Below are 11,797 nucleotides of genomic sequence, written 5' to 3' on the forward strand. Positions count from 1 at the left end.
TTTGATTAACTATGGGTTTCTTCCTCGGCATCATCCTCATAAGTTTTGGCAATTTTTTCAATATTTAAACTTTTTGCCATCGCATCAAAAATTTCTTTATAAACCCCATTTTGATGATAAAGCGCATCATGTTCGCCATGTTCCGCAATCCTGCCATCTTTCATGACATAGGTGTAATCGGCATCAATAATTTGCGATAAGCTATGTGAAATGATGATGACCGTACGCCCTTGTTTAATTTCATCGAGGCTTTGTTTGATTTGTTCGGTTGCAATGGCATCCAGACTAGCAGTCGGTTCATCTAAAAAAATAATAGGTGGATTTTTCAGGAACATACGTGCAAGGGCAATCCGTTGTTGTTGACCGCCTGAAAGCATGAGGGCATCTGCGTCATAAGCCTGAGGCAATTGCAAAATTTGTTCGTGAATAGAGGCTTTTTGGGCTGCCAGAATCACATCTTCCAAGCTTGCATCAGTTTTGCCATAACGAATATTTTCAAAAATAGAGCCTTGGAAAATATGATTTTTTTGCAAAACCAAGCCGATATGGTCACGCAAATATTGAGTGTCGATGTGGTTAATATCAATCCCATCGAGCTGAATTGTTCCCTGTTGTGGTTCATAGAATTTATCTAATAAACTGATCAGGGTAGATTTTCCTGCTCCCGACAATCCCACCAATGCGGTAATTTTATTGGGCTGAATCTGCATTTGAATGTCTTTGAGTGCATGATGTCCATTCGGATAAAAAAAGTTTACCTGTTGCAGATCAAACTGCCCTCGAATAACTGGTTTAAGCGTACCACTTGGCTCAATTTCATGCTCGGCTTCCAAAATTTGAAAGAAGCTTTCTGAATAGATCATTGCATCATTGACTTCATCATAAATACGATGTAATGAGCGAATTGGGGCAGAAACATTGCCAAACAGCAACACGTGATACATGATCATGCCGATGCTCATTTGTCTATCTAACACAAAATAAGCAGTTAAAATAATAATCAGCACCACGCCAATTTGTTCAATAAAGCTTTTTAAACCATCAAATAAAAAACTGGTTTGGCGGGTCTGCATTTGATTGTGGGTCAGTTTTTTCTGCAGGGTGAGTTGTTTTTCTGCTTCGATGCTTTCTCTGTTAAATGATTTAATCACGGTAATTGAGTTGATGATGCTGAGAATCCCTTGGCTTTTTTTCTCACGTCCATCACGTAAATTACGTCGCCAGCTTCCTAGTTTTTGTGCCTGCTGATAGGTCAGCCAAAAATAAATAGGCACAATGAGTGTCGCGACCAAGCCCACATAAAAATTGGCATAATACATTAAGCCCAAAGCCACAATTGCACTGGTAAAGAGTGGCAAAATATCAATAAAGAAAATTTGCACTAAGCGGGTGAGCGAACCAATGCCACGATCTATACGTGTTTGTAATTTACCTGCTTGGTTGTTGTCCTGATTAAAAAAGGCCAGTCGATAACGCAAAAATTTCTCAATAATGCCCTGTGCCAAATCTTGTGACACAAAAATGCGTAGTTTTTCACCATAAAACTTCTGTCCAAACTGCACAAAGGCATTGATGATTTCTTTACCCAGCAAAATGGCTGAAATGGTGATTAAAATGTGCCAGCCTGCAGACAGACCTTGTCCTGCCTCAATTAAGGCGTTAATACGGTCAACAGCGTATTGTAAAGTTAGTGCATTGACTTGAGCTGTTAATGAGCCGATGAGCGTTAAAACTAAGGTAGCAATCACCAAGAGCTGATAAGGTCGAACGAAGGGACGCAATTTTTGAAATAAATGCCATAAATTCATAAGCTATTATTGTTATAAGAACGATGATTTTAAGTCTAAGGATGAACTTCACGACTCACAAGCCAAAAAGCTGTGTCATTTTGTGAGCAGTCCTGATCCTTGTTTTAGATTAAACAATAAGCTATTCAGCATAGGAATGACCATGAATCTAGAATTGTTTGCACCTGAGCGTTGTGACAACGTACTGCCTTATGACGGCATTGTGCAGGACTATGGTTTGGTGCTGAGTGCGGAGCATAGTGAGCGTTATTTGCAGTATTTTCTGCAACATTTGGCATGGCAGCCTGATGAAGGTCTGCTCTTTGGTCAGTATTATCGGACACAGCGCCAAGTGGTATGGTATGGCGATGAGCAGTATCAATATCGTTATTCGGGAGCAGTTAAGCAGGCACTGCTATGGCAGCCTGCTTTGTGGCGATTGAAACAGCAAATTGAACAATGGGTCGGGCATCCCTTTAATTCATGTTTGGCCAATTTATATCAAGATGGTACGCAGGGCTTGGGTTGGCACAGTGATGATGAGCCGAATTTAGGCAGACACGCTGTCATTGCATCTTTGAGTTTGGGGGCAACCCGTAAATTTTGTTTTCAGCATAAACACCGCGCCAACAAGGTTGAGCTACTGTTGCACAGCGGTCAGTTGTTGGTCATGCGTGGCACGACACAACACTATTGGAAACATGCCTTAATGAAGTCCAATAGAATTATACAACCCAGAATTAATCTGACCTTTCGCTATTTTCACACGGCTATTGAATAAAACTTGATTTAGCACTCTAAATCCTTATTCAGGAATAAATTTTAATTGTATTTAAATTCAGTGCTTTAAGGTATCAATAACCTAAATCTTTAAGTGAGTTCTATACTAAAACTGGTATTCAGTACTTCCACCTGTTTTTCAATTTGTTCTGCATTATCCTGCAAAATTTCAATCAGTTTTTGCAAATTGACAAATTCAAAACGGTTTTTAGATGCCAGCAGCGTCAATGCATAAGGTGCATCTTTAGATGAAAAACGAATCGGTACAGATAAGCCTGCAATTTCTGCATCGAGTTCGCCGTTAGAAAAATAATAGCCTTGTTTTTTGATTTTGCGCATTTGCTGCAAAAAGTCATCTTCATCTTGTGCAAAATTGACTTGTGCCAATTCGGTAGAAAAACGCTGGTAATAGTCTAAAATTTTAGCTTTAGGCAGATGCGCCATAATAATTTTTGGCGATGAGCCGACATAAACAGGACGTGGGCAGCCGCGACCATAAGACAGCAAAGGCGTATCTTTAAAGATTTCGTGATGCACATCAATGCAGGAATCTTGATTGAGTTGGGTCAATAAACAGCAAAATTCTGTACGTTCCGCAATTTTTTTCATAAACGGAATACTGATGGTGACCAAAGGATCGGTCGTGCGAGAGATAAAATCCAATACCGCAATTTTTGGCCCAAGGGTGTAATCTCCCGATGTGCCACTCATGCGCTGCAACAACTCTGCTGAAACCAACTCTTTTAAATAGCGGTAACTGGTAGGCTTAGATAAACCAAGTTCCTCACTAATGGTATCTACATTAATGACAGGACGTGCGGTTGAAAATAAGTCTAAGACTGTGAGAATCTTGCCAAAGCTAGACAGTGCCATGCGGATTTACCCATTCACACCAAAAGGATGGTGTCACTTTATATCAAAAAATCGCCAGACCAATAGACTTTTTAAAGATGATCTTAGGCATTCTAACGATCAATATCCCAATTCTTTCGTTTGTCGTTGTTATCTATTCAGAAACAGGATTTAAGGCTGAATGCCGTGAGGCTCACGATACCAGCTTTCAATCAATAGTGCTGCGGCAAGACTGTCGGCTGCGAGCTTTTTGCCACGCCCTTGGGCTTGATAATGATCAAGCTCATCACGTGCTTCACGTGTGGTTAGGCGTTCATCGACCATTAGGGTGTTGATATTGCTTTGATGGCGTAAGCGTCTGGCAAACTTACGTGCACGGGTAGACAGTTCCGACTCGCTATCATCCATATTTAAAGGTAAGCCCACTAGAAATAATTGTGGCTGATGTTGCTTGATGATTTTCAGCAAGTTTTCCCATTGTGGAATGCCATCTTTCATGGGGAAGAGGGCGAGTGGGGTCGCACTTTCAATTAGTGCCTGCCCCACAGCCATGCCCATTTTTTGCGTACCGAAGTCAAATGCCATGATAGTTTGGGCTTGTGTTGTTTCAGGCATGACCAATCTCTGAAGATAACCATGTTGGATCTACGCCCATTTTACGATAAGCGGCATCCCAACGATCGTCATAAGGTAAATTAAAAATTAAGTCCATGTCGGATTCGCAAATCAGCCAATCGCCCCGAGCAATTTCCTGTTCGAGTTGTTGTTTGCCCCAGCTGGCATAGCCTAAGGCAATTTGGTAGCGTCCAACGCCTTCATTGTGGGCAATTGCATCTAAAATATCTTTAGAGGTGGTGATACAGACATTTTCACCAACAGCGATAGATGAATGCCAAGTTGGCTGCCCTGTGTGTAAAACAAAACCTGCCTCAGGTCGTAATGGACCACCTTGTAGAACTTCGTGAGGATGCACATTATCTGCGTCTATATCTAAATCATTGAGTAATTCTTTGATTTGGATACCCGATGGACGGTTGATAATAATGCCTTGCGCACCGTCTTCATCATGACGTGCCAAATAGATGACGGTGTTTGCAAAAAACTCATCATTCATATCGGGCGGGGCTATGAGACAGCGATGCGTCAGATATTGTTTAGTCACCTAAGCAATTCTCCTTAAAAACAGTTGCTTCTAGAAAAACCTATTCCTTTAGGATACACGTTACTTGAGCTTTGTGATTTCACCAAGCTCTTTTTGTGACAGCGTTGGTTTTTAAGCCTGTTGAAACTTCAATTGGCGTAATTGTTTGGCGTGTTGCAAGGTAGTGTCATTAATTTCAACACCGCCTGTCATGCGTGCCAATTCTAAAATACGCGCATCTTCTTCTAATTCAACAATGGTACTGCTGGCAGGATCGGTCTGACGCTTTTTCACCAAAAGGTGCTGATCAGACTGTGCAGCTACTTGTGCTTGGTGGGTAATACATAAAATTTGAACGTGTTGCGCCAAACCTGCGAGCAAACGCCCCACAATTTCAGCAGTACCACCACTAATCCCGACATCAATTTCATCAAAAACCAAAACTTCAGCTTCGGTTTTTTCGGCATTCATGACTTGCATGACCAAGGCAATCCGCGATAATTCGCCACCAGAAGCCACACGTGCTAATGGCTGAGCAGGAATACCTTTGTTGGCAGTAAACAGTAGTTGAATAAAACTTAACCCCTCCGCAGAAACCTGCTCTAAAGGTTCAAACTTAAATTCAAAATGTGCCTCAGGCAGTGCCAACTGTTTGACTTGCTCGGTCAGTTGTTTGGCAAGTGGTGCGGCTGCTTCACGACGGATGTCATCTAAATGTTGTGCTTTGGCTAAAAAGTCCTGATGTGCCACTTCGACTTGTTCTGCCAAAGTTTCAGGGTCTTCAAGTTCATGTAAAGCAGTGAGCTCAGTTTGCCAAGTATCAAATTCTTGTTTTAATAATTCAGGTTGTGTGCGGTATTTACGCGCTAAACGATGAAAGACTTCTAATTTTTGATTCAGTTCTTCCATGCGTTCAGGGTCAAAGCTTTGACGATCAATAAACTGACGTAAATTGGCTGTCGCATCATCTAATTCACTTTGCGCATTTAACAATGAGTTATAAATTTCTGATAATTGTTCACTTCGTCCCGCATGCGATTCCAAGCGGCGAATAATCGAAGCAATTTCCTGAGTGATGTTTTGCTCGGCTTCGTCTAAGGCATTTAAGCTATAACTGCAATCCTGCATGATATGTTCATGATGGCTTAGGCGATCAAACTCTTGTTCAATCTCCTTATAATCGATTTGTACCAGTTCTTCGAGTTCTTCGAGCTGTAAGTTTAGAGTTTCGATGCGCTGCTTGCGAGTTGCCTGTGCATCCAGCGCCGCCTGATGCTGTCGGATATTTTTTTGCCAGGTACTATAAGCATCACGTACTGCTTGGGCAGGGGCATAAAAATTATAATAACGATCAAGCCAGTGCTTTGGATAAGGCGGTTCCAACAATTGTTGTTGGCTGTGCTGGCTATATAGCTGTACTAGCAAGCGTCCAATTTCTTTCAGCTCTGCCAAACTGCTTGGACGACCATTAATCCATGCTTTGCTGCGCCCTGTGGCAAAAATTACCCGACGTAAATGGATTTCACCAGACTCATCATCTAATTCATGTTCTTTTAGCCATTGTGCTTCAGGGCTATTGTCCTGATAACTGAAACTCGCGGTCACATCGGCTTTATCTGAGCCAAAACGTACATAATTGGTATCGGTACGTTCACCTAAACAGGCAGAGAGCGCATCTAAAAGTAAGGATTTACCTGCACCTGTTTCCCCTGTCAGAACGTTAAAACCTGTTTCAATATCCAGTGCTAAGTGGTCGGCAAGGGCAAAGTTAATCAGTGTTAAATGAGTCAGCATAAACGCATCCAAGCTGCGAAAAGTGTCAGTGAAAGAGAGTCAAGTTTTGGAAATGCCATAACAAGGCTGTTATTTTCTTCTATTTAATTCTAGCTTAAATTGCAGCGCAAACAACAAAAAATGTACCCGATAAGCATCATATATAAAACACATGATCATTTGATCATTTCATTGGATGGTCATTAAATTGCAGTATATTCACTTGGGGAGTTTTCGGTGCTGCTTGATATGGTGGAACTTAAACGATATAGATACTATTCGTGATCTGTTTCACATTCAGATTTAGCACTTTAGTGGGGAAGAATCTAGAGCAGAGTACTTTGCATGCCTCTGGCATTGGCTTAGACTGTGCTGTCAGCGTGTTGCATGCTGCGTATTGAAACATTGTTCAATTTACGCAAAGCCCACTGTAAACACAGATTGATTAGTTCTGAGGACAGAATTAAACTACATCAGTCAAAAATATAAAAACGCGTTACCTGGAGAATACGCATGTCAGCTCAGTTTGATCATGTATCAGTTGTGAAAAAGTCGAATGTCTATTTTGGTGGGCAATGCATCAGTCACACGGTGCAATTTGAAGACGGTACCAAAAAAACCTTAGGGGTAATTTTACCGACTGAACAAGCCTTGACTTTCGAAACGCATGTACCTGAACGTATGGAAATTATTTCAGGTGAATGTCGTGTCAAAATTGCCGATAGCGAAGAAAGTGAATTATTCCGCGCGGGTCAATCGTTCTATGTGCCTGGCAATAGCCGTTTCAGCATCGAAACCGATGAAGTGCTCGATTACGTGTGCCACTTAGAAGGCTAATCAGCCGATAATAGGGTATTGAATTAAGATTTCATTTTTCTCCTGCTTGAGCACCCAATCAAGCGGAATTGAATCAAGAAATTTTCACCCGAATCGGTTAAACTAGATCTTATTGAAATCCTGTAAAGTCAGCTTTGCAGGATTTTTCGTTTTCGCTGGTTTATTGGTGCATTAATTAGAGGTCGTTCATGGCAAAACCTGAATATTATTATGGCGTTCACTCGGTGGAGTCATTATTGGAGCTTGAGCCAGAGCGCGTCTTAACTCTTTTTACCTTAAAAGGGCGTGATGATCAGCGTTTACAAAAGATTTTAGAACTTGCCGAACCATTTGGCATTAGTGTGCAAAAAGCCAGCCGTGACAGCTTGGAAAAACTGGCAGGTTTGCCTTTTCACCAAGGAGTGGTGGCTGCAGTACGCCCACATCCAACTCTGAATGAAAAAGACTTGGATGCCTTGTTGCAGGCTGATAGCAAGCCTTTACTTTTGGCGCTCGACCAAGTCACCGACCCGCATAACTTGGGTGCGTGTATCCGTACTGCCGCTGCGATGGGGGTTACTGCCGTGATTGTGCCGCGTGATCGTTCAGCAAGTTTGACCCCAACTGCACGCAAAGTAGCTGCAGGTGGTGCAGAAAAAGTCAAATTTATCCAAGTGACCAATTTGGCACGTACTTTGGCGCATTTGAAACAAGAGTTTAATGTGCGCGTGGTGGGTACGATGCTGGATGAAAAAGCTTTGCCAATTCAGCAATTTGACTTTACAGGCACAGCAGTATGCGTGGTGATGGGCGCAGAAGATACAGGTTTACGCCCAATTACCCAGTCACAATGTGATCAAACCGTATTTATTCCAATGGCAGGAAATCTGCAAAGTCTGAATGTCAGTGTTGCAACAGGTATGGCCTTGTATGAAGCTTGTCGTCAGCGTCAGGCTTAATTGCTGATTTTGTATTTGCTATTTTATTGATGCTTTCAACACCGTGATTCGTCTATCTCCCCAAAAGCAAGGTTATGCTTTGGTGCTTGTTACCATGTGCATTTGGGGTGGTTTTACCCTAACTGCTCGGCTGAATGCACAATGGCAGATCAGTGCTTGGGATATTACCGCCTTACGCTTTGCTTTGGCTTTTTGTATTTTAATGCCGATTCTTATCTGGAAAAAAGATACGGCATTTTTATGGAAAAAAGAGCCTTTTATTTTGGCAATGATTGGTGGAGTGGGCTATTGCCTGACTGCGTATAGTGCTTTTCATTATGTACCTGCTGCGCATGCTGCCATTTTTTTGAATGGCTGTATTCCTGTTTGTACCGCCATTGCTGCTTGGATGTTATTTCGAGTGCCTTTTGACCGCCATACATGGATCAGTATTGTAATTATGCTGACCGCCATTGCGGGTATGAGTGCGCTGATGTATCAAGAAACAGGTGTTGCCTTTGGACTTGGGGATGGACTGTTTTTTATCAGCGCTATTTGGTGGGGTGTGTTTACGGTTTTATTAAGACAATGGAAGCTTTCCGCTTGGCATGCTATGGCGGGTGTCGCAATTTGGTCGGCAATCGTCTATGTCCCGATTTACGTACTGTTTTTCCCGAAACAACTCAGCACACCTGAACCGATTCATTTATTGCTGCAAACTATTTTTCATGGAGTGTTTGTGGTGATCATCGCAACACTTAGCTATGTCGAGGCAATTAAGCGTTTGGGAGCATTCAAAACTGGCAGTATTGTGACCTTGGCGCCGTTTATCGCTGCGATTCTTGCTGTCCCTTTATTGGGTGAACCTTTGAGTTTAGCAATTTTATGTGGCTTGGTGGGTATGGGGATTGGTGCTTTGCAACCTTGGCGTTGGTGGGCCCGACCTGACAGCTTAAAAGCTCAACTTGAACAGCAAAAACAACAGTCAGATTAATTTGCTTACTGCATCGCTCGCTTTAAATACTGCTGATGCAATACTTCAAGTTTGCTATACAAATGATCTAAATGCCCATCATTTAGCACAATGTCATCGGCTAGGCGTTGTTTTTCAGCACGTGGCATTTGTGCTTGAATAATTTTATGAATTTGCTCAACCGTTTGACCATCACGTTGTGAAGCACGGTGAATTTGTAGGGCTTCAGTAGCATCAATCAATAATGTATGTCGGGTCAATTGATGTTGATTGGTTTCAAACAAGAGTGGTGAAACCAAAACCACATAGGGACTGTCGGCAGTATCTAATTGTTGAATAATCGATTCACGAATTGCAGGGTGGGTGATTTTTTCAAGTGCTTGTCGTGCACTTGGTTCTTTGAAAATGTGTTCACGTAATGCGCGACGATCTAGTTCGCCATTTTCAAGTAAAACCCAATCGCCAAAGTGTTGTTGAATTTGCTTTAAGGTAGGCTGTCCTTTTTCAACCACTTCACGTGCAACAACATCCGCATCGACCACAACAATGCCTTGGGTCTCGAACCACGCACTGGCTGCAGACTTGCCACTGCCAATTCCTCCTGTTAGACCCAAAACAAAACGCATGTGCTGTCCTTATTGTCCCAAATATACTTTCATGATTTGCTCGCCCCATAAAAATGCAATCCAGCCCGCAATGGCGATATACGGACCAAATGCAAAGGGTTGGTTTTCTTTACGCACTTTTAACAGAATAATGCCAATAATAGCCCCAACTAAGGACGATAGCAGCACAATCAGGGGTAACATCATCGGCCCCATCCATGCACCTAAAGCGGCAAGGAGCTTGAAGTCACCATAGCCCATGCCTTCTTTGCCTGTGACGATTTTAAACAGGTAATACACCACCCATAGACATAGGAAGCCAATTACATAACCCCAAATTGCCGATGTCGGTGAGGTATAGATGGCATAGCTGTTGACTGCCAAACCCAGTGCAGCCAAAGGCAGGGTGTAACGGTCTGGCAAGAGTTGTGTATCAAAATCAATGAAGGTGAGTGCAATCAAGGTATAAGTGAGCAGCAAACCAAACAGCATTTGTACAGTTGGGCCAAATACCGCAAGCACAATCAGGGCGCAAACAGCGGTTAATACTTCAATCATTGGATAACGTACGCTGATCAGGTTTTGGCAGTTGCCACATTTACCGCGTAATACCAACCAACTCAGCACAGGAATATTTTGATACCAACGAATTGGGTTGTGACATTTGGGGCAGGTCGATGCAGGTTTGCTCAGGGTGATTTTACTTTCATCAATAATGGCTTGTTCAGGATGTAATAACATTTGGCAGTCATTACGCCACTCCTGTTCCATCATTTTTGGGGTGCGGTAAATCACCACATTCAAAAAACTGCCAATACATAAACTAAAAAGTCCAACTGCGATATAGAGCGCAGTTGGATTTTGGATAAAGTACGCGATTAATTCTTGCATTAAACCACAGAACCCATTTGGAAGATTGGAAGGTACATGGCGACAACTAAACCACCCACTAAAATACCCAAGACAGACATAATCAACGGCTCCATCATTGAGGTTAAGCCATCTACTGCGTTGTCGACTTCGTTTTCATAGTGGGTTGCGACTTTATCTAGCATGGCATCTAGCGCACCTGATTCTTCACCAATGGCTACCATTTGCACCGCCATAGAAGGGAATTTATTGGTGACACGCATGGCGAATTGTAGCTGCTGTCCTGTCGCGACATCATCACGGATTTTCATCACCGCTTCTTCATAGACCACGTTATTGGTTGCCCCAGCGGTCGATTCCAAAGCATCAATTAAGGGTACACCAGCAGCAAAAGTAGTGGCTAAAGTACGGCTATAACGCGCGATAATGGCTTTATAGACCAAGTCACCAAAAATAGGCGCTTTCAGTGCCGCTTTGTCTAAGAAGTCACGGAATTTTTTACTGCGTTTTTTAGTTTCCAAGAAACCTGCAATGATGACCCCAATCACAATAATCAGAATAAACCAGTATTTCTGCATCCATTGTGACATGTTCACCACCATTTTAGTGAAGGCAGGCAAGTCTGCACCAAAAGAGCTAAACAACTCTTCAAACACAGGTACGACTTTCACCATCAAAATAATGGTCACAATCACGGCCACCACAATGACCGTTGCAGGGTATTTCATGGCTTTTTTAATTTTTTGTTTGAGTAACTCACTCTTTTCTTTATAGATCGCGACACGATCTAGCATGGTTTCTAGGGCACCCGATTGTTCACCAGATTCGACCAAAGAACAAAATAGGTTGTCAAAATATTGAGGATATTTACGCAATGCGCCAGCAAAGGTATTCCCGCCTTCCACTTCACCTTTAATGCCTAAAACCACTTCACGCATGGCGGGGTTTTCAAGACCTTCGGCAACAATCTCAAAGCTTTGTACCAAAGGCACACCTGCTTTCATCATAGTGGCAAGCTGACGCGTGAAAATAGTGATGTCTAAGGTCGACACCCGTTTTTTCATTAAGCCTTCAAGAATATTCTTTTTCTTTTGGCGAATCGTCTTGATGGTAATCCCTTGTTTACGCAATGTGACCTTTGCCAAGGCCATATTACGCGCTGGAATTTCCCCTTTTAACTTAGCCCCTTTGCGGTCAATCCCTTCATAAACGAAGGTGGGCATCATCTGTGCTTTTTTGACAGCCATGCGTATTTATCCTTA

General features: G+C 42.5%; 12 protein-coding genes. 4 read left to right on the top strand and 8 right to left on the bottom strand.

Features of this window, described 5'->3' with window-relative positions; genetic code table 11:
* Positions 1 to 5 precede the first annotated feature (5 nt).
* Entirely contained in the window at positions 6 to 1,808 is a 1,803-nt protein-coding gene (locus tag FTV41_RS06920; RefSeq protein ID WP_154321120.1) for an ABC transporter ATP-binding protein, read from the bottom strand.
* A gap of 142 nt (positions 1,809 to 1,950) precedes the next feature.
* Here FTV41_RS06920 and FTV41_RS06925 point away from each other — a divergent pair, with 142 nt between their 5' ends.
* A complete protein-coding gene (locus FTV41_RS06925) occupies positions 1,951 to 2,568 on the top strand; it encodes an alpha-ketoglutarate-dependent dioxygenase AlkB (RefSeq protein WP_179996325.1) in 618 nt (205 codons plus the stop codon).
* Positions 2,569 to 2,657: 89 nt separating this feature from the next.
* Here the strand turns inward: FTV41_RS06925 and FTV41_RS06930 are convergent, their stop codons facing one another.
* From FTV41_RS06930 to recN, 4 genes are all read right to left on the bottom strand, one after another.
* Positions 2,658 to 3,440: an IclR family transcriptional regulator gene (locus FTV41_RS06930; RefSeq protein WP_167845729.1), complete on the bottom strand. Its 783-nt coding sequence runs from the start codon at positions 3,438 to 3,440 to the stop codon at positions 2,658 to 2,660.
* Positions 3,441 to 3,590: 150 nt separating this feature from the next.
* Positions 3,591 to 4,034, bottom strand: a complete 444-nt coding sequence (gene ruvX / locus FTV41_RS06935) for a Holliday junction resolvase RuvX (protein WP_104852952.1) — start codon at positions 4,032 to 4,034, stop codon at positions 3,591 to 3,593.
* A complete protein-coding gene (locus tag FTV41_RS06940) occupies positions 4,027 to 4,581 on the bottom strand; it encodes a YqgE/AlgH family protein (RefSeq protein ID WP_004975844.1) in 555 nt (184 codons plus the stop codon). The genes ruvX and FTV41_RS06940 overlap by 8 nt, the downstream gene beginning before the upstream one ends.
* Positions 4,582 to 4,692: 111 nt before the next feature.
* Complete coding sequence (recN, locus tag FTV41_RS06945; protein ID WP_004975853.1) at positions 4,693 to 6,354, bottom strand: DNA repair protein RecN; 1,662 nt, start codon at positions 6,352 to 6,354, stop codon at positions 4,693 to 4,695.
* A gap of 492 nt (positions 6,355 to 6,846) precedes the next feature.
* On the opposite strand from recN, the gene FTV41_RS06950 reads away from it, so the two are divergent.
* The 3 genes from FTV41_RS06950 (at position 6,847) to FTV41_RS06960 (ending at position 9,081) form a co-directional block, all read left to right on the top strand.
* Positions 6,847 to 7,170, top strand: a complete 324-nt coding sequence (locus FTV41_RS06950; protein WP_004975854.1) for a pyrimidine/purine nucleoside phosphorylase — start codon at positions 6,847 to 6,849, stop codon at positions 7,168 to 7,170.
* Between the two features lie 188 nt (positions 7,171 to 7,358).
* Positions 7,359 to 8,108 carry a 23S rRNA (guanosine(2251)-2'-O)-methyltransferase RlmB gene (gene rlmB / locus FTV41_RS06955; RefSeq protein ID WP_004975856.1) on the top strand — a complete coding sequence of 250 codons (750 nt, stop codon included), beginning with the start codon at positions 7,359 to 7,361 and terminating at the stop codon, positions 8,106 to 8,108.
* A gap of 43 nt (positions 8,109 to 8,151) precedes the next feature.
* Positions 8,152 to 9,081 carry a DMT family transporter gene (locus FTV41_RS06960; protein WP_004975858.1) on the top strand — a complete coding sequence of 310 codons (930 nt, stop codon included), beginning with the start codon at positions 8,152 to 8,154 and terminating at the stop codon, positions 9,079 to 9,081.
* 5 nt (positions 9,082 to 9,086) lie between these two features.
* Here the strand turns inward: FTV41_RS06960 and coaE are convergent, their stop codons facing one another.
* From coaE to FTV41_RS06975, 3 genes are read right to left on the bottom strand one after another with little or no spacing between them, the layout of a single operon-like run.
* A complete protein-coding gene (gene coaE / locus FTV41_RS06965; protein ID WP_004975860.1) occupies positions 9,087 to 9,686 on the bottom strand; it encodes a dephospho-CoA kinase in 600 nt (199 codons plus the stop codon).
* Between the two features lie 9 nt (positions 9,687 to 9,695).
* On the bottom strand, positions 9,696 to 10,556 hold the full coding sequence (locus FTV41_RS06970) for an A24 family peptidase (protein ID WP_096901344.1): 861 nt from the start codon (positions 10,554 to 10,556) through the stop codon (positions 9,696 to 9,698).
* Positions 10,556 to 11,782, bottom strand: a complete 1,227-nt coding sequence (locus tag FTV41_RS06975) for a type II secretion system F family protein (RefSeq protein WP_004975864.1) — start codon at positions 11,780 to 11,782, stop codon at positions 10,556 to 10,558. The genes FTV41_RS06970 and FTV41_RS06975 overlap by 1 nt, the downstream gene beginning before the upstream one ends.
* Positions 11,783 to 11,797: the final 15 nt, after the last annotated feature.

Origin of the sequence: Acinetobacter sp. YH16051, from assembly GCF_013417135.1 — a bacterium.
GTDB lineage: Bacteria > Pseudomonadota > Gammaproteobacteria > Pseudomonadales > Moraxellaceae > Acinetobacter > Acinetobacter towneri.